General features: G+C 70.0%; 16 protein-coding genes. 12 read left to right on the plus strand and 4 right to left on the minus strand.

Annotated features, from left to right (window positions below; translation table 11 throughout):
• Positions 1–39 precede the first annotated feature (39 nt).
• The 11 genes from ACIGHN_RS02535 to ACIGHN_RS02585 all read left to right on the plus strand — a co-directional run bounded on the left by ACIGHN_RS02535 (position 40) and on the right by ACIGHN_RS02585 (position 15,871).
• Positions 40–1,479 carry an aldehyde dehydrogenase family protein gene (locus tag ACIGHN_RS02535; RefSeq protein WP_396503149.1) on the plus strand — a complete coding sequence of 480 codons (1,440 nt, stop codon included), beginning with the start codon at positions 40–42 and terminating at the stop codon, positions 1,477–1,479.
• A gap of 234 nt (positions 1,480–1,713) precedes the next feature.
• Entirely contained in the window at positions 1,714–3,072 is a 1,359-nt protein-coding gene (locus tag ACIGHN_RS02540; RefSeq protein WP_396503150.1) for an SWIM zinc finger domain-containing protein, read from the plus strand.
• Positions 3,069–4,646: a DUF5691 domain-containing protein gene (locus ACIGHN_RS02545; RefSeq protein WP_396503151.1), complete on the plus strand. Its 1,578-nt coding sequence runs from the start codon at positions 3,069–3,071 to the stop codon at positions 4,644–4,646. Before ACIGHN_RS02540 ends, ACIGHN_RS02545 begins: the two co-directional genes overlap by 4 nt.
• A complete protein-coding gene (locus ACIGHN_RS02550; RefSeq protein ID WP_396503152.1) occupies positions 4,643–5,734 on the plus strand; it encodes an AAA family ATPase in 1,092 nt (363 codons plus the stop codon). Before ACIGHN_RS02545 ends, ACIGHN_RS02550 begins: the two co-directional genes overlap by 4 nt.
• Before the next feature lie 76 nt (positions 5,735–5,810).
• A complete protein-coding gene (locus ACIGHN_RS02555) occupies positions 5,811–8,243 on the plus strand; it encodes a DUF5682 family protein (RefSeq protein ID WP_396503153.1) in 2,433 nt (810 codons plus the stop codon).
• Complete coding sequence (locus ACIGHN_RS02560) at positions 8,240–9,499, plus strand: VWA domain-containing protein (protein WP_396503154.1); 1,260 nt, start codon at positions 8,240–8,242, stop codon at positions 9,497–9,499. The genes ACIGHN_RS02555 and ACIGHN_RS02560 overlap by 4 nt, the downstream gene beginning before the upstream one ends.
• A 99-nt stretch (positions 9,500–9,598) precedes the next feature.
• Positions 9,599–10,537, plus strand: coding sequence for a hypothetical protein (locus ACIGHN_RS02565; protein WP_396503155.1), 939 nt, complete (start codon positions 9,599–9,601; stop codon positions 10,535–10,537).
• 140 nt (positions 10,538–10,677) lie between these two features.
• On the plus strand, positions 10,678–11,037 hold the full coding sequence (locus ACIGHN_RS02570) for a DUF2946 family protein (protein WP_396503156.1): 360 nt from the start codon (positions 10,678–10,680) through the stop codon (positions 11,035–11,037).
• 115 nt (positions 11,038–11,152) lie between these two features.
• Complete coding sequence (locus ACIGHN_RS02575; protein ID WP_396503157.1) at positions 11,153–13,423, plus strand: TonB-dependent receptor; 2,271 nt, start codon at positions 11,153–11,155, stop codon at positions 13,421–13,423.
• Positions 13,424–13,441: 18 nt separating this feature from the next.
• Complete coding sequence (locus ACIGHN_RS02580) at positions 13,442–15,001, plus strand: PepSY domain-containing protein (protein WP_396503158.1); 1,560 nt, start codon at positions 13,442–13,444, stop codon at positions 14,999–15,001.
• 144 nt (positions 15,002–15,145) lie between these two features.
• Complete coding sequence (locus tag ACIGHN_RS02585) at positions 15,146–15,871, plus strand: hypothetical protein (RefSeq protein ID WP_396503159.1); 726 nt, start codon at positions 15,146–15,148, stop codon at positions 15,869–15,871.
• 39 nt (positions 15,872–15,910) lie between these two features.
• On the opposite strand, the gene ACIGHN_RS02590 is transcribed toward ACIGHN_RS02585, so the two are convergent.
• Positions 15,911–17,536 carry an ABC transporter permease gene (locus ACIGHN_RS02590; protein WP_396503160.1) on the minus strand — a complete coding sequence of 542 codons (1,626 nt, stop codon included), beginning with the start codon at positions 17,534–17,536 and terminating at the stop codon, positions 15,911–15,913.
• Positions 17,537–17,701: 165 nt separating this feature from the next.
• Between ACIGHN_RS02590 and ACIGHN_RS02595 the strand changes: the two genes are divergently transcribed.
• Positions 17,702–18,766 carry an ABC transporter ATP-binding protein gene (locus tag ACIGHN_RS02595; protein ID WP_396503161.1) on the plus strand — a complete coding sequence of 355 codons (1,065 nt, stop codon included), beginning with the start codon at positions 17,702–17,704 and terminating at the stop codon, positions 18,764–18,766.
• 68 nt (positions 18,767–18,834) lie between these two features.
• On the opposite strand, the gene ACIGHN_RS02600 is transcribed toward ACIGHN_RS02595, so the two are convergent.
• From ACIGHN_RS02600 to ACIGHN_RS02610, 3 genes are all read right to left on the minus strand, one after another.
• Entirely contained in the window at positions 18,835–19,224 is a 390-nt protein-coding gene (locus tag ACIGHN_RS02600; RefSeq protein WP_056417742.1) for a thiol-disulfide oxidoreductase DCC family protein, read from the minus strand.
• A complete protein-coding gene (locus tag ACIGHN_RS02605) occupies positions 19,221–19,811 on the minus strand; it encodes a DUF4166 domain-containing protein (RefSeq protein ID WP_396503162.1) in 591 nt (196 codons plus the stop codon). The genes ACIGHN_RS02600 and ACIGHN_RS02605 overlap by 4 nt, the downstream gene beginning before the upstream one ends.
• A gap of 331 nt (positions 19,812–20,142) precedes the next feature.
• Positions 20,143–21,375 carry a Yip1 family protein gene (locus tag ACIGHN_RS02610; protein ID WP_396503163.1) on the minus strand — a complete coding sequence of 411 codons (1,233 nt, stop codon included), beginning with the start codon at positions 21,373–21,375 and terminating at the stop codon, positions 20,143–20,145.
• Between the last annotated feature and the right edge of the window lie 236 nt (positions 21,376–21,611).

The following is a 21,611-nucleotide window of genomic DNA, read 5'->3' on the forward strand; positions in this document are numbered from 1 at the left end:
GACCCCCATCCATCCACCTCACTCACTCCCACCACAGCCATGCATGCAAACCTGATTGGCGGCACCTGGACCGAAGGCGCCCGCAACTACCGCAACACCAACCCGTCGGACACGCGCGATGTGATCGGCGACTACGCCGTGGCCAGCCGCGAGCAGGCGCTGGAGGCCGTGTCGGCAGCCCACGCGGCCTTCCCGGCATGGAGCCTGTCCACGCCCCAGCAGCGCTTTGACATCCTGGACGCAGTGGGCAACGAGATCATCGCCCGCAAGGCCGAGCTCGGCGACCTGCTGGCCCGCGAAGAAGGCAAGACACTGCCCGAGGCGATCGGCGAAGTGGGCCGCGCGGCCGCCATCTTCAAGTTCTTCGCCGGCGAGGCGCTGCGCCCTGGCGGCGAGCTGGTGCCTTCGGTGCGCCCCGGCGTGGGCATCGAGATCACGCGCGAACCCCTGGGCGTGATCGGCATCATCACGCCGTGGAACTTCCCCATCGCCATCCCCGCCTGGAAGATCGCCCCGGCCCTGGCCTACGGCAACTGCGTGGTGTTCAAGCCCGCCGAAGTGGTGCCCGGCTCCGCCTGGGCGCTGGCCGACATCCTGCACCGCGCAGGCCTGCCGGCCGGCGTGTTCAACCTGGTGATGGGCCGCGGCTCGGACGTGGGCCAGGTGCTGCTGGAAGACGAGCGCATCGCGGGCGTGAGCTTCACCGGATCGGTGGGCACGGGCCAGCGCGTGGCCGCCGCCTGCGTGCCGCGCGGCGCCAAGGTGCAGCTGGAGATGGGCGGCAAGAACCCGTTCGTGGTGCTGGACGACGCCGACCTGGCCGTGGCCGTGGGCGCTGCCGTGAACAGCGGCTTCTTCTCCACCGGCCAGCGCTGCACCGCCAGCAGCCGCGTGATCGTGACCGAAGGCATCCATGACCGCTTCGTGGCCGCCATGATCGAGAAGATGAAGACCCTGAAGGTGGACGACGCCCGCAAGGCCGGCACCGACATCGGCCCCGTGGTGGACGACCGCCAGCTGGCGCAGGACCTGGAATCCATCGGCATCGGCCAGCAGGAAGGCGCCAAGCTCGCCTTCGGCGGCGAGGCCCTGGAGAAGAACGCGGACGGCGCGCCCGGCTTCTACCTGCGCCCCGCCCTGTTCACCGAGACCACGCCCGGCATGCGCATCAACCGCGAAGAAATCTTCGGCCCCGTGGTGAGCGTGCAGCGCGTGAAGAACTACGACGAAGCGCTGGCCCTGGCCAACGACACGCAGTTCGGCCTGGCCAGCGGCATCGCCACCACCAGCCTCAAGCACGCCACGCACTTCAAGCGCCACGCCCAAGCCGGCATGGTGATGGTGAACCTGCCCACGGCCGGCGTGGACTACCACGTGCCGTTCGGCGGCCGCAAGAGCAGCAGCTACGGCCCGCGCGAACAAGGCCGTTACGCCGCGGAGTTCTACACCACCGTGAAGACGGCCTACACCCAGGCCTGACCCGTCCGCACCGCGCCCGGCCGCCCACCCGTACGGGCTGGGCAGCCTGCCACCCGCAACCTCGCCACGGCGCGCCGCCATGGCGAGGTTTCTTTTTGGGCGGGTAGCGATGACAGCCCCAATCGTTACGCATTGCAACGGTGGGCCGTGGGCCCCGAATGCGCCGCGGGCCGCCCGTATGATCCTGCCCGGACCAGATTCACACAACCAACAGGCGAGGGGCGCGGGATCCGTATGGCATTCACGATGGAAGGCGTGGTGGCGCTGGCGCCCGACGACGCTTCGGCCAAGGCCGCCAAGGGCCTGGTCTCCCCCGCCAAGTGGCCCCTGCTGGGCGCCGACGACCACGCCGTCTGGGGCGAATGCCAGGGCAGCGGCTCCAAGCCCTACCAGACGCAGGTGGACCTGAACGGCCCCGCCTTCCGCTGCAGCTGCCCGAGCCGCAAATTTCCGTGCAAGCACGGCCTGGCGCTGCTCATGATCCAGGCGCAGAACCCCCAACTCTTTCAGGCCACGACACCGCCCGCGTGGGTGAGCGAATGGCTCGGCTCGCGCGCCGACAAGGCGCAGCAAAAGGAAGTGCGCCAGGCCGAGAAGGCCGCCGCCCCTGTGGACGAACAGGCGCAGGCCAAACGCGAAGCCCAGCGCTGGCAGCGCATGGAAACGGCGGGGCAGGAGCTGCAGCGCTGGCTGTGCGACCAGGTGAGCCGCGGGCTCGGGTCGCTGAACGCCGAGGTGCTGCAGACCTGGCAGACCATGGCCGCGCGCATGGTGGATGCGCAGGCCCCGGGCCTGGGCGTGCGCATCCGCGAAGCCGCCGCCGGCATCCGTGACGGCGAAGACTGGCCCGAGCGCACGCTGGCGCGCCTGGGCCTCATGCAGCTGGCCTGCGAAGCCCTGCAGCGCCGCGCCAGCCTGCCGCCGGCCCTGCAGGCCGAGCTGCGCGCCATGCTGGGCTGGCCGCACGACAAGGCCGAGGTGCTGGAGCACGGCGAGCGCGTGGACGACCACTGGACCGTGCTGGGCGTGGTGGCCCAGGACCGCGACGACAAGCTCACCGAACGCCGTGTATGGCTGCACGGCGCCCGCAGCCAGCGCCGGGCGCTGCTGTGGGACCACGCCTTCGGCGGCCGGGGCTTCGAGCAATCCTTCTTCGCCGGGACGGGTGTCAGCGCCACGCTGGCCTTCTTCCCCGGCACGGCGGGCCTGCGCGCGCAGGTGGTGGACCAGGCGGGCCCTCCGGCCGCCCCGCAGTGGCCCGATGCCGGCACCGCGCACGAATGGGACGGCGTGGCGCGCCGCATCGCCGCCAGCCCCTGGGTGTTCAGCCATCCGGTGGTGATGCACCACGCCGTACCGTTGCTGCGCGAAAGCCAACCGTACCTGCATGCCGACGGGCACCTGCTGCCCCTGGCCGTGGGCGACGCCGACCTGTGGACCCTGCTGGCCGCGACCGGCGGGCACGCGGTGCACCTGGCCTGCGAATGGGACGGCAGCAAACTGGTGCCGATGACCGCGTGGGACAGCGCACCGCCCCAACCCCGGGCCGAAGCCCCGGCGCCGTGGCCCCTTTGGCAAAGGAGTGCCGCATGAGCGCCGCATGGACCCCGCTGCTGGCCACCGCGATGGTGGGCACCGAGCGCCAGAGCAGCGCGCAGCCGCACTGGCCCGGCGCCATCGGCCAGTCCATCGACGACGCGATGGCGCAGGCGGCGGATGCACCCACGGCCCTGCTGCGCGCCTCGGGCATGCTCGCGGCCTGCAGCCTGGCGGGGCTGCAGGGCGTGCCCAGCCCCCTGCCCGCATCGGCCACCCAGGCAGAGCCCGACACCCTTCCCGCGCTGCAGGCCTGGCCTGACGGCCAGCTGCCGCACCTGATCACCTGGGCGCTGCAGGAGGGGCCGCCCCGGCTGCACCACCAGATCTGCTTGGCGCTGGCCGGGGCGGGGTACCGGCTGCCGCCGCGCCTGTTGCCCGCAGCCCTGGACCTGGGGCGCCGCTCCGTCGCGCTGCGGCCCGTGCTGGCGCCGGTGCTGGGCGAGCGGGGCCGGTGGCTGGCCAGCCAGCGCGAGGACTGGCGCTACGCCGTGGGCGTGAGCGCGTCGGCCCCCGAAGAAACGCGCTGGACCGACGGCAGCCTGGAACAGCGGCGCGCCTTCCTGGCCGCCGAGCGCGCCACGCAGCCCGAGCAGGCCCGCCAGCGGCTCGCGCAGGCGCTGGCCGAGCTGGGCGCCAAAGAGCGCGCCGACCTGGTGGGCGTGCTGGCCGACCAGCTCTCGCTGCAGGACGAGCCGCTGCTCGACGGCCTGCGCACCGACCGCAGCCGCGAGGTGCGCGCCAGCGCGCTGGAGTTGCTGCTGCGCCTGCCCGAGGCCGCCCATCCCCGGCGCGCTGCAGACCGCATGGCCCCGCTGATGCGCCACGAACGCGCGCTGCTGCGCAAGCGCTGGGTCATCGATGCGCCCGAGGCCGTGGGCGCCGACTGGAAAGCCGACAACCTGGACACGCCCCGCCCCCAGCACGAGGCGCTCGGCGAACGTGCCTGGTGGCTGTACCAGCTGGTGCGCCAGGTGCCGCTGGGCTGGTGGACCATGCACACCAGCCTGTCGGCCAGCGAGCTGATCGAGTGGGCCCGGGGCACCGACTGGGCGCAGTCGCTGCTGCGCGGCTGGCGCGACGTGCTGCTCGCAGCGCCGCAGACCGACTGGGCCCAGGCCTTCATCGACACCGGCGCTGCCCACCAGCTGCGCACCGACGTGGCGGCCATCCTGGCGCTGCTGCCCCGCGCCGCACGTGAAAAGATCTGGCAGCAGCGGCTGGACAAGGAGGGCGTGACGGTGCAGCTGTACACCCTTGCGCCGCAGATGCTGGCGGCCTGCCCGCCTGCGGACACCTTGTCGGCCCCGCTGTCCGCGGCGCTGGCAGACATCCTGCTGCAGCGGGCCCGCCAGGGCACGCTGAGGGACGACTACGGGCTGCGCTCGGACCTGGCGGAGCTGGCCTGCGCGCTGCACCCCGATGTATTGCCCGCGCTGGCCCAGTGGCCGCGCCATGCCGACGAGACCCCTTCCTTTGCCACCGTGGTGCATGACGTGATGCAGGTCATCGCCACACGCCGCGCCCTTCACCCCCTGTCCACGACACCCACCACCCACGCCACGCCATGAGCTCCACACCTTCTTCCGTCATGCGCCAGCACGCCGAGCACCAGTTCGCCGAAGAACTGGCGGAACTGAAAAAGCACGACCAGCGCCAGCGCCCGGACAACTGGGCGCTGTCGCCTTGGGCCGTTGTGCAGTACCTCATGGGCGCCACGCTCGCCAATGGCTTTCAGGTGAGCGCCAAGTACATCGGCAATGCGCGCCTGATGGAGGTCGCCGTGGCCACGCTGGCCACGGACCGGGGCCTGCTGCTGTACGGCGTGCCGGGCACGGCCAAGTCCTGGGTGTCCGAGCATTTGTCGGCCGCGATCAGCGGCGACTCCACCCTGCTCATCCAGGGCACGGCCGGCACCAGCGAAGAGCAGTTGCGCTACGGCTGGAACTACGCCCAACTGCTGGCCCATGGCCCGTCGGAAAAGGCCCTGGTGCCCAGCCCGCTGATGCAGGCCATGCGCGCGGGCAAGATCGCGCGCATCGAAGAGCTCACGCGCATCCCGGCCGACGTGCAGGACAGCCTCATCACCGTGCTGTCCGAAAAGACCCTGCCCATCCCGGAGCTGGGCAGCGAGGTGCAGGCCGTGCGTGGCTTCAGCATCATCGCCACCGCCAACAACCGTGACAAGGGCGTGAACGAGCTGTCGGCCGCGCTCAAGCGCCGCTTCAACACCGTGGTGCTGCCTGTGCCCGGCAACGAGAACGACGAGGTCGCCATCGTGGTCAAGCGCGTGGCCGAGATGGGCCGCGCGCTGCAGCTGCCCGCCGAGCCCCCGGCGCTGAAGGAAGTGCGGCGCATCGTGCAGATCTTCCGCGAGCTGCGCAACGGCAAGACCGAGGACGGCAAGACGCAGATCAAATCGCCCTCGTCCACGCTGTCCACCGCCGAGGCCATCTCGGTGATCAACAACGGCATGGCGCTGGCGGGGCATTTTGGCGACGGCACGCTGAGCCCGCTGGACGTGGCCTCGGGCCTGATCGGCGCCGTGGTCAAGGACCCGGTGCAGGACCAGGTGGTCTGGAACGAATACCTGGAAACCGTGGTGAAGGAACGCGCCGACTGGAAGGACCTGTACCGCGCCTTCCGCGAAATGGCATGACGCAGCCTCCTTGCGCCACCAGCGCCACGGGCACCGGACCGTTGCGCGCCGGTGCCGTGCACCGTGGACCACTGACATGAGCGAACCCCACTACTTCGGCGTGCGCCACCACGGCCCCGGCTGTGCGCGCAGCCTGGTGCGCGCGTTCGAGGCGCTGCGCCCCGACTGCGTGCTGATCGAAGGCCCCCCCGAGGGCGACGCGCTGCTGCCGCTGATGGTGCATGCCGACATGAAGCCGCCGGTGGCCCTGCTCAGCCACGCACCCGACGAAAAAGGCCTGGCGGTGTACCACCCCTTCGCCGTGTTCTCGCCGGAGTGGCAGGCCGCCCTGTGGGCGGTGCAGGCCCAGGTGCCGGTGCGCTTCATCGACCTGCCGGTGGCGCACAGCCTGGGCATCGAGAAAGCGCGTGCGGACGCTGAGAAGGCAGAGCAAGCCGACACGGCTGAACCAGCGGCCGAGAGCGACGCGGAAACCATGCACGCAGAGCCCGGCAAGGCAGGCGATCCTCTCGCCACAGACGCCACCGAAGAGCACGCAACAGCATCCACCCCCACCCACCCCGGCGACGCCGATGCCGACACAACGGACAGCCCCGCAACCGATGCGGACCTGGACCCGCGAGCCGACGCAGAGGGCGCACGCGGCGACCCGCTGACCTGGCTGGCACAGGCCGCAGGCTATGCCGACGGCGAAGCCTGGTGGAACCACATGGTCGAGGAACGCGGTGACGGCGAAGAGCTGTTTGCCGCCATCTCCGAAGCCATGCTGGCGCTGCGCAGCGAGTGGGGCGAGCGCCACCGCAGCCCCGAGGAAGCGCAGCGTGAAGCCCTGCGCGAGGCGCACATGCGCCAGTGCATCCGCGCGGCGCAGAAGGAAGGCTTCGAGCGCATCGCCGTGGTCTGCGGCGCCTGGCACCTGGGGGGCCTGCAGGCCAAGGCCACGGCCAAGGCGGACCAGGCGCTGCTCAAGGGCCTGCCCAAGGTCAAGGTGCAGAGCACCTGGGTGCCTTGGACCTACCGCCACCTGGCCCGCGCCAGCGGCTATGGCGCCGGCATCCACGCGCCCGGCTGGTACGAGCACCTGTGGACCAGCCACCAGAGCACGCAGCCGCGCGCCATCGGCTGGCTGGCCCGTGTGGCGCGGCTGATGCGCGAGCGCGACCTGGACTGCTCGTCCGCCCACCTGATCGAGGCCGCACGGCTGGCCGATTCCCTGGCCGCGCTGCGCGAGCGGCCCGCCCCGGGGCTGGAAGAGTTGCACGAGGCCAGCCGCACCGTGCTCACGCTGGGCGACGAGTCGGTGCTGCACTTCATCCACGATGCGCTGGTGGTGGGCGACCGCCTGGGCGCGGTGCCGCCCGATGTGCCCATGGTGCCGCTGCAGCGCGATGTGGAGCAGGCCCAGAAGAGCCTGCGCCTGAAGCCCGAGGCCACGCACAAGACGCTGGACCTGGACCTGCGCAACGCCAACGACCTGGCGCGCAGCCACCTGCTGCACCGCCTGAACCTGCTGGACGTGCCCTGGGGCACGCTGGCCCGCGTGGGGCGCTCGTCGCGCGGCACCTTCCACGAGGTATGGAACCTGCAGTGGCAGCCCGAGTTCGTGCTGCGCCTCATCGAGGCCAGCCAGTGGGGGCAGACGCTGGCGCAGGCCGCCACGGCGCGCGTGACCGACGAGTCCGCCCGCGCCGAGAGCCTGGGCGAGCTGTCGTCCCTGGTGGACCGCGTGCTGCTGGCCGACCTGGACACGGCCGTGGCCGCCGCCACGCGCGCGCTGGAAAACCGCGCGGCGCTCACCGGCGATGCGCTGCAGCTGCTGGCCGCGCTGCCGCCGCTGTCCAACGTTTTCCGCTACGGCAATGTGCGGCAGACCGACGCCACGCTGGTCAGCCATGTGCTGGACAGCCTCATCGTGCGCGCAGCCATCAGCCTGCCGCTGGCCTGCAGCGCCATCGACGACGACGCCGCCGACCAGCTGCGCGAAAAGCTCCTGGGCGCCCACGCGGCCATCGCACTGCGGCAGTCGCCTGAGCAGACCGAGCAGTGGCAGCGTGCGCTGGCCCAGGTGGCTCAGCAGCACCAGAGCGCGCACGAGCTGCTGCAGGGCGTGGCGGTGCGGCTGCTGCTCGACGATGGCGTCTGGTCGGCAGACCAGGTCGGACCCGCGCTGTCGCTGCACCTGTCGGCGGGCGCGGAGCCCGGCAAGGCGGCGGCGTGGCTGGATGGTTTTCTCAACCGCAATGCTGTGGTGCTGCTGCACGATGCCAACGTGTGGCAGCTGGTGGACCAGTGGCTCTCCAGCCTGAATGAAGAACACTTCGTGCGGGTGCTGCCGCTGGTGCGCCGCACGTTCTCGGCGTTCGGCCCGAGCGAGCGGCGCGACCTGGGGCAGCGAGCGAGCCAGGGCACGCGCACCGCCGCCGCACCGCTGGCCGCCCCCGCATGGGACGAAACCCGCGCGGCCCTGCCGCTGCCGCTGCTGCGCGAACTGATGGGACTGACGGCATGACGACAACCCCGAACCCCGCGCCGGCCGCCCACGCAACGCCATCGGCACCGGAACTTGAGGCGGACACCCAGCCCACCCCGCTCTCCCATGAAGAGCGCCTGCGCCGCTGGCGCCTGGTGCTGGGCAGCGAGGCGGCGCAAAGCTGCGGCCCCCTGACGGGCCCTGCGGTGGAGATCGACCAGGCCCTGGCCGCACTGTACGAGGCCGACGGCCCGGGCGGCCTGCAGTCGCGCGAGCGGCGCGGGGGCCGGGGCGCCTCGTCACCCAGCGTGGCGCGCTGGCTGGGCGACATCCGCAAGTACTTCCCCAGTTCGGTGGTGCAGGTGATGCAGCGCGATGCCATGGAGCGCCTGAACATGCGCGACATGCTGCTGCAGCCCGAGATGCTGGAGACCGTGCAGCCCGACGTGCACCTGGTGGCCAACCTGCTGGCGCTGTCGCACGTGATTCCGGCCGGCACCAAGGACACCGCGCGCATGGTGGTGCGCCGCGTGGTGGACGACCTGATGAAGCGGCTGGAGGACCCCATGCGCTCGGCCGTGAGCGGCGCGCTGGACCGCAGCCAGCGCAACCGCCGCCCGCGTCACTCGGAGATCGACTGGCAGCGCACCATCCGCGCCAACCTCAGGCACTGGCAGCCCGACTACCGCACCGTGGTGCCCGAGACGCTGATCGGCTACGGCCGCAAGGCCCGCCGCCCGCAGCGCGAGGTGGTGCTGTGCATCGACCAGAGCGGCTCCATGGCCAACTCGGTGGTGTACTCCAGCATCTTCGGTGCGGTGCTGGCCAGCCTGCCCGCCGTGTCCACGCAGCTCGTGGTGTTCGACACCGCCGTGGTGGACCTGACGGAAAAGCTCGACGACCCGGTGGACGTGCTGTTCGGCGTGCAATTGGGCGGCGGCACCGACATCAACGGCGCGGTGGCGTACTGCCAGTCCCTCATCAAGGAGCCGCGCAACAGCATCTTCGTGCTGATCTCCGATTTGTACGAAGGCGGCGTCGAGGCCAACCTGCTGCGCCGCGCCGCGGAGCTGGTGGACAGCGGCGTGCAGTTCATCACCCTGCTGGCGCTCAGCGATGAAGGCGCGCCCGCCTACGACCACGCGCTGGCGGCCAAGCTGGCCGCCCTGGGCGTGCCCTCGTTCGCGTGCACGCCCGACGCCTTCCCGCAGTTGATGGCGGCGGCCATCCGGCGCGACGACATCAACGCGTGGGCGGCGACCCAGGGCATGGTGACCAGCGCCAAGGCGCGGTAATGCTGATGATGATGAGGAGGTGGTGGCGGGCGCCAAAAAGAATTTGACGCCCCAAAGCTTCCCATCGAGCATGTCGCTCCACATTCAAGGAGGTCCAGCATGTCGTATGTACAGGGAACACCGCACACCAGTCTTGCCGCGCTTCGGAGCGCCCCGCCAGAGCACACCATTCCCCCAAAGTCCAAGGCGAGCATCGAAGAAAATTTCGAGGCGATCTTTGCCACACCGACGGAGTTGTTCACCTGCGCCGACATGGGCGGCATGGAGTCGCAATTGCTGGAGCTGGTCACCCGCAACGAGTCCGACTTCGTTTTCGGCAAGTCGAACAGCGCTGCGACCGGCAATGGCGACGTGACGCTCCAGGACGTGCAGGCGTACATCCGCGAAAAGAAGAACGAGCTGCGCGCCGAAGCGCTGCCCGTGCTCGTATCGAACGCCCTGGGGGGCGAGCTGCCCGCCAGCGAGGACTTCCAGGCCGCAGTGGTGGACACGCTGCGCAACGAATACGGCAAATCCGGCGATTTCGACAGTTCGTCGTTGAAGTGGCTGCTGGAGCTCAAGGGCGGCATCTTCACGCACGATGACGGGCCGGCGCTCGAGAGGCTGTGGGAATCCGGCGGCAAGTACGCTGCGAAGTTCGAAGTGCCTGAGGGGCATCTGGGCCTGCTGTCGGAAGACTTCGGGGACGAGCACATCGACGTCATCCTGGAGCCCCACCAGAACAAGCACCAGTCGCCCGAGATCACCGGCCTGGACCCGTATTCGGGCGGCCGGGGTACCGAATTCCCCGCCAGTTGCGGTCTGGCCTGGCACACCGCAAACACAGCCGCAGTGGTGCGCGATCAGGTCCGGCAGGCCGTGGCGGATGGTTCGGTCACGAAGGACGGCGCGGTGTTCTGCCCCACGAAGGATGCCATCGGCGGAATCATCTACGACACCAGCATCAGCTTCGACCAAGACACCGGCTCGTATGTGGCGAGCTACCACTGCAACCCGGTGTTGGAGAGCTACGACCCCGCCCGGTTTACAGGGCTCTGAGGCCGAACAGCGGGATTTTTATAGGCCCCAGAGCCCTCTACCGCTCATCCAGCAAGCGGTAGCAGCTATCATTTTGGGAGCATCAGACCTGCCAGGCGTGCTGGCACGTTCCAGCACGCGGCGCGGTATCATCGCGCCCCATGACCGCCACCCGACGAACCTTCTCTGCGCTGCGCCTGTGGGTGCTCGCATGGTTCGTGGCGTCGATGGGCATGGCCGTGGCGACCCCGTTCGTCAACCCGCAGACCATCGAAGTGATCTGCTCGGGCGCCGGCACCATCAAGCTTTTGGTGCAGACCGACGACGGCACGGTGGAGATGGCCGCCACCCCCATGGACTGCCCCCTGTGCGCCACGCCGGCTGCACCACCGCCGGCTGCGGTGGCCCTTCCGCTCCCCCACCACCCGCTGGCCCATGCGCTGCAGCCGGTGGAGGCCGCCCGCATTGCGGCGGCCACGGCAGCGCCGCTGCCGGCCCGCGGCCCGCCCGCACGCTCGTGAGCTGACACGCCTTCGCAGCGCCGCGTTCCTGGTGGGACGGCGCTGCATCCCTGTCCGTACCAACGCGCCAGCGCATCCTGTGGGGTGGGCTGCGCGGTTCATTCCGAGCGTTTCCATGTCCCGTACTTCCCCCCGCCGCACTGCGGCCACCCGCGCCTGCGCGCCCCGTTTCGCTGACAGCGCCTGCCTGCAGCCCGTGGGCCGCTCATTGACCCTGTCGCCCTCGCCCATCTGCAGCGGCGTCCTGGCCCTGCTGGCACTGGGCCCGCTGGCAGCAGCCCAGGCGCAAGACGCCACGCCAACACCCACACTGCAGAGCGTGACCGTGGCCGAGCCCGCTGCATCGGCTGGCGGCAAGCTGCAGCTCGACACCCCCACCGAGACCGGCAGCCGCCTGGGCCTCACGGCGCGCGAGACCCCGGCCGCCGTCACCGTGGTGGACCGCGCCACCATCGACGCGCGCGGCGCGCAGGACACGCAAGAGATCCTGCGGGGCATCCCGGGCGTCACCGCCCACAACGCACCGGGCTCGATGGCCGCCAACTACCGGGGCTTCACGGCCAACTCGGTGGCGCAGCTGTACAACGGCATCAACCCACAGTACGGCAGCGCCACGCGCGCGGTGGACAGCTGGATCTACGACCGGGTGGAGGCCATCGGCGGGGCGTCGAGCTTTCTGTTCGGCGCGGGCGGCGTGGGCGGCTCGATCAACTACATCACCAAGACGGCCGAGCGCAGCGACTTCGCCGAAGGCCAGGTGCGCCTGGGCTCCTACGGGCACAAGGAGGTGTCCGTGGGCCTGAACCGGCGCATCGCCGCAAGCACCGATGGCACCGGCCCGGCCCACTTCGCACGCATCGACCTGAACCACCGCGACGCCGGCAACTGGACCCACGGCACCCAATCCCAGGCCACGCAACTGGCTGCGTCGCTGCTGTCGGACCTGGGTGGCGGCTTCACCCACACGCTGGCCTACGAGTACCAGAAGGACCACGTGGACCGCCCCTACTGGGGCACGCCGGTGCTCAACCCCGCCGTGGGCGCGCTGCGCATCGACCGGGCCACGCGCTTTGCGAACTACAACAGCGCCGACGGCATGTACGGGCACCGCGTGCAGTGGCTGCGCTCGGTGTCGCAGTGGCGCGTGTCGGACGCACTGCAGTTCACGAATACGCTGTACGCGTACGACGCGCTGCGCGACTACCGCAACGTGGAGATCTACACCTTCAACGCGGCCAACACGGCCGTCGTGCGCACCTCGCCCTACCTGCAGCGCCACGACCAGCAACTGGTGGGCAACCGGCTGGAGGGCACCCACCAGGGCCAGCTCGCGCGCCGCCGAAGCGACTGGGCCTTTGGCCTCGACGTGAGCGTGAACAGGCAGACGCGCTTTCCGCTGGGCCCTTCGGTCACGGTGAGCACGGTCAACCCCTACCAGTTCTCGACCGAGAACTTCTTCGACATCCCCGGCATGTCGCCGGTACTGAGCGCCGACAAGGACAACAAGGCCACCACCACCGCGCTGTACCTGGAGAACCGCACGGCCGTGGTGCCGGGCGTGAACCTCGTCACCGCGCTGCGGCACGAGCGCATCGGGCTCGACCTGGTCAACCGCCGCGCCGTCACGGCCGCCGCGCCCGCCACGTTCAGCCGCAGCTACAGCCCCACCACCGGCCGCCTGGGCGTGGTGTGGGACATCGCGCCCGGCGCCAACCTGTATGCCCAGGCCTCCAACGCGGCCGACCCGCCGTCGGGCTCGCTGGCATCGGCCTCGTTCGCCGACGTGCGCAACAACAGCGAGCTGACCACCGGCCGCCAGGTCGAGGTGGGCAGCAAGTGGGACTTCTGGGACGGCAAGGGCAGCGCCACGGTGGCGGCCTTCGAGATCCGCCGCAAGAACATCGCCACGCAAGACACGGCCAACCCCAACCTCACGGTGCTGGTGGGCGAGCAATCGTCCAAAGGCATCGAGCTGGCGGCCGGCGTGCGCCCCAGCGCGCAGTGGCAGCTGCAAGGCAACCTGTCGCTCACCCGCGCACGGTACGAGCACTTCGTGCAGGGCGGCGTCTCGCGCGCGGGCAACGTGCCGGCCCTGGTGCCGCAGGCCGTGGCCAACCTGTGGGCGTCGTATGCCGTCACGCCCGCCATCACGGCCAGCGCCGGGGTGCGCCATGTGGGCAAGGTGTATGGCAACGCGGCCAACACCAAGTTCTGGCCGTCGTACACGCTGCTGGACCTGGGCCTGGCGTGGAAGGTCAGCCCCACCACCACCCTCACCGGCCGCATCCGCAACGCCACCGACCGCATCTACGCCGCCGAAACGCGCGACCAGGTGTACCTGGGCGCGCCCCGCACGCTGGACGTGACGCTGCACACCGCCTTCTGACGCAGGGAGCACCCACACATGCTGCATGCCAAGCGTTGGCTGTATCTGGTTCACCGGTGGCTGGGCGTGCTGCTGTGCGCCTTCTTCGCCATGTGGTTCGTCTCGGGCGTGGTCATGATGTACGTGGGCTACCCCAAGCTCACGCAGGCCGAGCGGCTGGCGCACCTGCCGCCGCTGCGCCCTGCCACGCAGGGGCCCGACCGCTTGCTGGAGCCTGCCGAGGCGCTGCAGCGCGCCGGCATCACCGGCCCGTTGCAGGACCTGCGGCTGGCCGTGGCGAGCGCTGGCCGCGCCGTGTACTTGGTGGTGCCGGCGACGGCGCAGGCATCGCCAACAGCCCCCGCGTCAAAGGCCGCATCCCCGCGCAGGCCGCCGGCCTCGGCTGTCATCGACGCCATCACCGGCGCCGTGCTGCAGCAGGTGGATGCACAGCACGCCGTCGCTTCTGCAAGCGCCTTTGCACAGGGCGCTGCGGGCACCATCCAGCACCTGGGCACGGTGGACGAAGATGCGTTCACCCACTCCCGCGCCCTGGACGTGCACCGCCCGCTGCACCGCCTGCACCTGGGCGACACGGCCGGCACCGTCGTCTACGTATCGGGCACCACCGGCGAGGTGGTGCGCGACGCCACGCTGCAGGAGCGCGTGTGGAACTACGCAGGCGCCTGGATCCACTGGCTGTACCCGCTGCGGGGCAACGTGTTCAACCCCTACTGGACGGACATCGTCAACTGGCTGTCCATCGCAGGCATCGTGCTGACAGTGACGGGCACCGTGGTGGGCGTGATGCGCTGGCGCTTTGCGGGCCGCTACAAGACCGGTGCACGCACGCCGTACCGCGGCTTCATGATGCGCTGGCACCATGTGTTCGGCCTGGTGTTTGCGCTGGTCACCTTCACCTGGATCTTCAGCGGCCTCATGTCCATGAACCCCTGGAAGATCTTCGACAGCGGCGCCGCCCCGCTGCGCACAGAGGCCATGCACGGCGGCCCCCTGGTGCTGCCCGTGCCCGCCGCCAGCGTGCCCGCGCTCTTGGCCGCCGCATCGCCCAACACCCGCGAGCTGCGCTGGACGCAGACCGCCGGCCACGCCCTGGTACAGGCACACAGCCCCACCGGCGCGCCCCTGGTACTGCACGCGGGCACAGGCGACCCCCACGCCTGGCAGCCCGGCGCACTGACCCACGCCGCCGCCCAACTGCTGCCCTACCCGGTAGTGCGCACCGACACCCTGCAGGCCTACGACCTGCACTACTACGACCGCGCCGCCCACACCATGACCGGCGGCGGCGACAAGCCACTGCCCGTGCTGCGCGTGGTGTTCGACGACCCACAGGCCACCTGGGTCCACATCGACCCGCACACCGGCGCGGTGCTGGGCCGCACCGATACCCACCGCCGCACCAGCCGCTGGCTGTTTGCGATGTTGCACAGTTGGGACTGGCTGCCCCTGCTGGAGCGCAGGCCCCTGTGGGATGTGGTGCTGATCGTGCTGAGCCTGGGCGGTGCGGTGATGAGCGTGACCGGGGTGGTGATCGGGTGGCGGAGGCTGGGGTTGAAGCTGCGGGTAAAGACATGACAGCGCACAAGCGCTGAACGCTGAACGATGGCTGGGCCTTTTTTTGCGAGAGACTTCGCGGAGGATTTCTGACGTACTCTCCTGGCCTGGTCTGCAATCCACGCCATCGCTGAACCACAGCCCCGCCTTTTTTGGAGACATCGAGTGACAAGCCCTTGGTACATCGCGCTGGCTGCTGCAGCTGCATTTCACACTGCAGCGCACTCGGCGGATCGCCCACTGCCCGGTCCCATCCACCTCACCCAGGTGGTCGTCACCCACCCCGACCTGGCGGTGGCCCTGCAAGACCTGAAGACCAGCTTGTTCCGGGCTCGCACGCCCCTGGAATTCGACAACGGCACGTCTGCCAACAACTGCGCAGAATATTCAAACCTGGTGCTCACCAGTGCGCCGCAAGAGTCCGTGAACAACGCGAGCATCCAGTCCGAATATCTCGTGTGCGACGCGGTCAGCTATATCGCGAGTGGCCCGTTCACCGTGGAGCTAACCCCGCCGCGCGCGCGCACGGCCGGCCGTGCCCAGGCGCTGTTCGAGCGCCTGGATCTGCGCTCCTTTCCGTCATCGCTGCACAACCGCACGGATGAGCGAGCCCACACGCTGAAGACCTTGCTGGCCTCTGGCAAGGTGACGTCGACCGGCAGCACGCTGGAGGTCGACACCGGCGATCAGTTCTTCGCGCTTCAAGTGGTCGCAGTGGTGCGACGGCCCGCCACGAAGGGGGCGGCAAAACCTCGCCCTGTCGAATGGATCGTCTGGGTGACGGATGAAAGGAAAGACGGCAACTACCGGTCGTACAGCACCTTGATCGTGCACCCGCCGAGCCTATCGTCCGCGGGGCTCTACACCGGCGCCGTCTATCCGCGGCCCTAGGCCCTCAGGCCGGCCGGGCGCACACCGCCTGCGTCAGCGTCAGCTTCTGCTGCGCAGCGTGCGGCTCAGCAGGATCACCGGCACCAGCCCCACCGCCACCAGCGCCAGCGACGGCAGCGCCGCCTCGCCCAGGCGCTCGTCGCGCGCCAGCTGGTAGGCCACCACGGCCAGCGTGTCGCTGTTGAAGGGCCGCAGCACCATGGTGGCGGGCAGCTCCTTCATCACGTCCACGAACACCAGCAGCGCCGCCGCGGCGGTGGAGCGCTTGAGCAACGGCCAGTGCACCCGCGCCAACAGCCGCGCGCTGCCCGCGCCCAGCATGCGGGCCGAGGCATCGAGGTTGGGGGGGATGCGCGCATAGCCGCTTTGCATCGACTGCAGTGCCACCGCGCAAAAGCGCACCAGGTACGCCCAGACGATGCCGAACGCCGTGGCCGTGACCAGCGCGCCCACGCCCCACTGCGGCACGGCGGCCTGCAGCCAGCCCACGGGCAGCAGCAGGCCCACCACGATCACCGCGCCCGGCACGGCGTAGCCCACGCTGGCCAGTTGCACCACGCCGCGGGTGATGCGGTCGGGCTGGCGGCGCAGCGCAAACGCCAGGCCCAGCGCCACGACCACGGCCAGGCCGGCGGTGATGCCGCCCAGGCGCACGCTGTTCCAGGCCCAGCCCACGAAGCGCTCCCACGGCAGCACCGACCAGTCGGCTGCCAGCGGGCGCAGCATGAAGAACACCGGCGCCACGAAGCCCATGACGACCGGGACCAGGCAGATGGCCCAGGCGGCCGCGCAGCGCGCACCGCGCAGCCGCACGGGCTGCGCCTCGGCCGAGCCCGCGCGGCCACCACCGGCCGCAAAGCGCATGCGCTTTTGCGCGCGGTGCTCCATGTGCAGCAGCAGCAGCACCAGCACCAGCAGGATGGTGGCCAGCTGCGCGGCGGCCAGCCGGTTGTCCATGGACAGCCAGGCCTTGTAGATGCCGGTGGTGAAGGTCTGGATGCCGAAATAGCTGGTGACCCCGAAGTCGGCCAGCGTCTCCATGAGCACCAGCGCCACCCCGGCCGCCACGGCGGGGCGCGCCAGCGGCAGGGCCACGGTGCGGATGCGGCGGGACAGCGGCGCGCCCAGCAGCCGCGCGGCTTCCATGAGGTGCGCTGCGCGCTCGCCCAGCGCGGTGCGGGCCAGCAGGTAGACGTACGGGTACAGCGAGAAGATAAACACCCAGACCGCGCCACCCAGGCTGCGCACTTCGGGCAGCAGGCGGCCTTCCAGGCCGAAGGTGTTGCGCAGCCCCACCTGCAGCGGCCCGCTGAACTGCAAGAAGTCGGTGTACGCATACGCGGTGACATACGCCGGCATGGCCAGCGGCAGCAGCAGCAGCCATTCGAACGTGCGCCGGCCCGGAAAGTCGAACAGCGTCACCATCGCCGCCGTGCCCGTGCCGACGATGGCCGCCCCCACGGCCACCAGCAGGCTGAGCCACAGCGTGGTCCACACATAGCCGGGCAGCACGGTGGACGCCATCTCGCGCAGGATGCTGCCCGCCTGCGCGTCGCCCTGGCCGAACGGCAGCCACGATGCCAGCACCGCCAGCACGGGCAGCGACAGGAAACCGGCAAACAGGATCAGCGGGATGGAGCGAAGGGCGAAGGAGATGCGGCGCAAGGCAGGGGGCTCGGCGAAGGAGTCAGGGAATCAGGGACCAGGGACCAGGGACCAGGGACCAGGGACCAGGGACCAGGGACGCACGCCCGGCGTGGCGGGGCCAGGCATGGTTCGGGAATGCAAATGCGAATTTTAAGCATTCGTGCGTACGCCTAGAATTGGGGCATGTTTCTTGAGGTCTCCCAACTCGACGTGCGCTATGCCGGCCGCGCGCAGGCCGCCGTGCAAGGCGTCACTCTCAGCCTCAATGCAGGCGATATCGGCGTGCTGATCGGCCCGTCGGGCTGCGGCAAGACCACGCTGCTGCGCGCGGTGGCGGGGCTGGAGCCCGTGGCCGGCGGCCAGATCCGCCTGACCCAGCAGGTGGTGAGCAGCGCCACCGTGAGCGTGCCGCCCGAAGAGCGGCGCATCGGCATGGTGTTCCAGGACTACGCGCTGTTCCCGCATCTGTCCGTGGGCCGCAACGTGGCGTTCGGCATCCACCGGTTGTCCAAGGCCGAGCAGGCTGCGCGCGTGGCCGAGGTGCTGGAGCTGGTGGGCCTGGCAGGCAGCGAGAACCGCTTTCCGCACGAACTGTCGGGCGGCCAGCAGCAGCGCGTGGCGCTGGCCCGGGCCCTGGCGCCGCGCCCCCAGCTCATGCTGCTGGACGAGCCGTTTTCCAACCTGGACGTGGACCTGCGCGAGCGGCTCGCGCACGAGGTGCGCGGCATCCTGAAGGCCGCGGGCGCCACGGCGCTGTTCGTGACGCACGACCAGCTCGAAGCCTTTGCCATCGGCGATGTGATCGGCGTGATGCACGAAGGCCATCTGCACCAGTGGGACGACGCATACACCCTGTACCACCGCCCTGCCACCCGCTTCGTGGCCGACTTCATCGGGCACGGCGTGTTCGCGCCCGCCACGCTGGTGCAGCGCGGTGACAACGTGATCGCGCAGACGCCGCTGGGCGAGCTGACCGACCTGGAGGAATGCCCGCTGCCCGGCAGCTACGCGGGCGGCGAGTGCGACGTGCTGCTGCGCGCTGACGACGTGGTGCACGACGACGCCGCCCCGGTGCAGGCGCAGATCCTGCGCAAGTCGTTCCGCGGGTCGGAGTTCTTGTACACGCTGCGCCTGGCCAGCGGCCACACCGTGCTGGCCCATGTGCCCAGCCACCACAACCATGCGCTGGGCGAGTGGATCGGCATTCGCGCGCAGGTGGACCATGTGGTGACCTTCCCGCGCGCATGATGGCCGGGATTTGATCCAAAACGGGCTCTACCGCTTGTATCATTTTTGATGAAACAGCGCTGCGATTTTCAGTCCAGAAAGCGTGCAGCGGTCTCGGGCGAAGGCACCATGCACACCTCTGACCGCCCCCAGATCCGGTAGCGGTTGCGCGCCACCCAGCGGTAGAGCGCATCGCGCAGCGGTGCGGGCACCAGCCACCCCACCCACGCCAGCCGCCACGGCCAGCCCAGCGCGTGCAACACGCGCAGGATGGCGGCGGTGTGCTGCCAGCTGCGAGCGCCGTCGATGACGAGCAGGGTCTGCAACGAGTCCACCCGCAGGCCGGCGTCGGCCAGCAGCTGCCGGCCCGTGGCCCCCTGCATGGACGCGAACCGGATGCGCCCGGCGCGGTCGTGCCGCAGGATGAATTGCACCCAGCCATTGCACAGCAGGCACTGCGCGTCGAATACCACGATCATGCGGACGCCTCCTGCCCGGCCGGCACGGCCGGCGCGATCGGCACGACCAGATGGCCGCGGTAGTGCACCACCCGCCCCACCCAGGGCACGGTGGCCTGCACATGAAAGTGCAGCGTGTCGCCCTGCCCCGTCTCCTCGGCCACGATCTGCGGGCGCAGCCATGCGGGGCACGGAACGCCCAGAAAGTGAAGGCTCTCCAGCCGCATGACCAGACGGCCCTGTGTCTCGACCAAGGTGAAGCCCAGGCGCGCCGCACCCAGGTGCTCGACCACCTGGCCGCCCGATGCGCGCAGCGTCGAGCGCATGGTGCGCGCGGGAAAGTGGCGGGTCCACACCTCGGCGAGCGGCGTGGCCTGAAGCTCGAAGACGATGCTGCCGCGCACCGATGCCTGCGGCGCCCCCAGCGCCCAGGCCAGCACACGGCCCATGGCGCCCGCGGGGGCCTCTACCGCGACCTGCCCTTCCAGCCGGTGCTGGCCCGACAGGCTGTGAAAACGCGCCAGCGCCGGTGCCAGGCGCGCGAAGGCCGGGCCCATGGCGCGCTGGTACATAGGCAAGGGGTGGGAGGGTGCGGACGTGTCGGGCATGGGCAAAGTGAGGGTATCAGTCTGGCGAAGACCGCCGTCGCCAACGGACGGCCGGACGGCCACGCTGCCGATGCCGACCAGTCTACCGACCCTGCCCGCGCCCCATGCTTCAAAGTCCGCATGCATACCGATGCATCGGCCACCCGCAGCGCATGCCACTGACGCGGCCAGAGCCAGTGCCCCCGCTCTAGGGCCGCCCCTGCCGAGGATGCGGATGCGGCGCTTAGCTGGCGTGCGCTGCGGGCGTGCCCCGCCCGAATCGCGCAGCGAATCGATAAAGGAAAAGGCGAGAGGAGAAGGCGCGCAGCGCTTCAGAGGGTGCTATTGCGCCTCAGGACTTGCCCTTGCGCTGCAGGCCTTCCAGGGCATTCAAGTCCACTTGCGACATGTAGCCCTGCAGTTCCTTCACGCCCACCTTGTCGCCTTCGAGGCTGACCACCAGGCCGTTCTTCAGGATGGCCTTGAACTCCGCATGGCTGCCGTCCTTCTGGTAGCGCGTGTGCAGCGTGCGGCCGCCTTCCTGCCAGGTCTTTTCGGCGCTGGACGGGTCTTCCTTCTCGCCCTGGGCCATGCCCATCGCCATCGCGGCCATCTGGCCCAGGCCGCCCACGTCCACGATCTCCAGGCGCACCTGCTTGTCGTCGCTGCCGTACTGCGCACGGGCCTGGCTGGTGGGCAGGCCCAGCGCTGCGCCGTCCTGCACGTCGAAACCCGTGCGGGGCAGGCCCGCCAGCTTCTCGGGCAGCGCGGCCTTGAGCGACTGCGCGGCCACCACCTGGCCGCCGCCCAGGGCGCCCGCAGCCGCCGCAGCCGCCTGTTGGCCCGCGGCAGCGATGGCGGCCGGGTCCTGGCTCTTTTGCGCTTCTTCCATCTTGCGCGCGGCCTCTTCCATCTTCTTGCCCGCGGCCTCCAGCCCGGCTGTATCGATGGACACCTTGCCGCCCGCGGTCTCCATGGTGATGGCAGAGCCTGCCGCACCCCCCATCAACGCCCCGCCACGCGGCATGAAGATCGAGCTGACCGCACCGATGATCACGCCCACCACGATCGCCGCCACGATGACCACCACGGTGTAGACCACCGATTTTTCGGGCAGGTTCTTCATCAGCACCGGCAGGCCGGTGTAGAGCAGGTAGATGGAATACAGCGAAGCCACCAGCATCAACACGGACAGCGACGGCAGCAGGCTGAAGATGCCGCCCAGCAGCGCGGCGGTGCTGGCGTACACCGCCACTTTCTGGGCCTGGATGGGGTTCTTCTGCCCGCCGAACGTGGGGGCCAGCGCATCGATGATGAGGCCCAGCACGAAAATGCCCACGAGGCTGAGCACGTACGACACCACCATGTTCGCCAGCCCGGCGAGAAACGGCACGCGGATGGTGACGCCGAACCCGCCGAACCCGATCAGCGACATACCGATGAACCCGCAGACCGCCGGAATGGCCGCCAGGATCATCGCGTAGCGGGTGAACAGCGTGGCGACGTCGGTGGACTCCGTGTCGATGGCGACCCAGGTCTCCTTGGGTTGCAAAAGAATGCTCTTGGCGCGTTCGATCAGGTTCATGGTGCCCTCCCGGCAGTGAAAGGCCTGCAGAAGGCTGCAGGCCGGCGAAAGATGCGGACGATACGGAAAAAACGCGTGGATGGGGCCGGTGTGTAGCAGCCCCCCGCGGCTATAACCGTGGAATATGCACGGTTTTGGGGAGCGAGGCCAGTGGCTGCTTTCGGGAAGGGTGCCCACTGTCGACTCAGGGCCCTGAGCCGCCGTTGGGGATCCCCTCCCAAAAGCAGTCATTGTTT

It is taken from the genome of Acidovorax sp. NPDC077693, from assembly GCF_044542805.1.
Lineage (GTDB): Bacteria > Pseudomonadota > Gammaproteobacteria > Burkholderiales > Burkholderiaceae_C > Acidovorax.

Bases quoted from the DNA above. Each gene is read 5' to 3' on its own strand.
- ACIGHN_RS02565 (WP_396503155.1), top strand. From the start codon at position 9,599: ATGTCGTATGTACAGGGAACACCGCACACCAGTCTTGCCGCGCTTCGG.
- ACIGHN_RS02600 (WP_056417742.1), bottom strand. From the start codon at position 19,224: ATGATCGTGGTATTCGACGCGCAGTGCCTGCTGTGCAATGGCTGGGTG.
- ACIGHN_RS02595 (WP_396503161.1), top strand. From the start codon at position 17,702: ATGTTTCTTGAGGTCTCCCAACTCGACGTGCGCTATGCCGGCCGCGCG.
- ACIGHN_RS02610 (WP_396503163.1), bottom strand. From the start codon at position 21,375: ATGAACCTGATCGAACGCGCCAAGAGCATTCTTTTGCAACCCAAGGAG.
- ACIGHN_RS02540 (WP_396503150.1), top strand. From the start codon at position 1,714: ATGGCATTCACGATGGAAGGCGTGGTGGCGCTGGCGCCCGACGACGCT.
- ACIGHN_RS02580 (WP_396503158.1), top strand. From the start codon at position 13,442: ATGCTGCATGCCAAGCGTTGGCTGTATCTGGTTCACCGGTGGCTGGGC.
- ACIGHN_RS02535 (WP_396503149.1), top strand. From the start codon at position 40: ATGCATGCAAACCTGATTGGCGGCACCTGGACCGAAGGCGCCCGCAAC.
- ACIGHN_RS02545 (WP_396503151.1), top strand. From the start codon at position 3,069: ATGAGCGCCGCATGGACCCCGCTGCTGGCCACCGCGATGGTGGGCACC.
- ACIGHN_RS02550 (WP_396503152.1), top strand. From the start codon at position 4,643: ATGAGCTCCACACCTTCTTCCGTCATGCGCCAGCACGCCGAGCACCAG.
- ACIGHN_RS02560 (WP_396503154.1), top strand. From the start codon at position 8,240: ATGACGACAACCCCGAACCCCGCGCCGGCCGCCCACGCAACGCCATCG.
- ACIGHN_RS02570 (WP_396503156.1), top strand. From the start codon at position 10,678: ATGACCGCCACCCGACGAACCTTCTCTGCGCTGCGCCTGTGGGTGCTC.
- ACIGHN_RS02555 (WP_396503153.1), top strand. From the start codon at position 5,811: ATGAGCGAACCCCACTACTTCGGCGTGCGCCACCACGGCCCCGGCTGT.
- ACIGHN_RS02605 (WP_396503162.1), bottom strand. From the start codon at position 19,811: ATGCCCGACACGTCCGCACCCTCCCACCCCTTGCCTATGTACCAGCGC.
- ACIGHN_RS02575 (WP_396503157.1), top strand. From the start codon at position 11,153: ATGTCCCGTACTTCCCCCCGCCGCACTGCGGCCACCCGCGCCTGCGCG.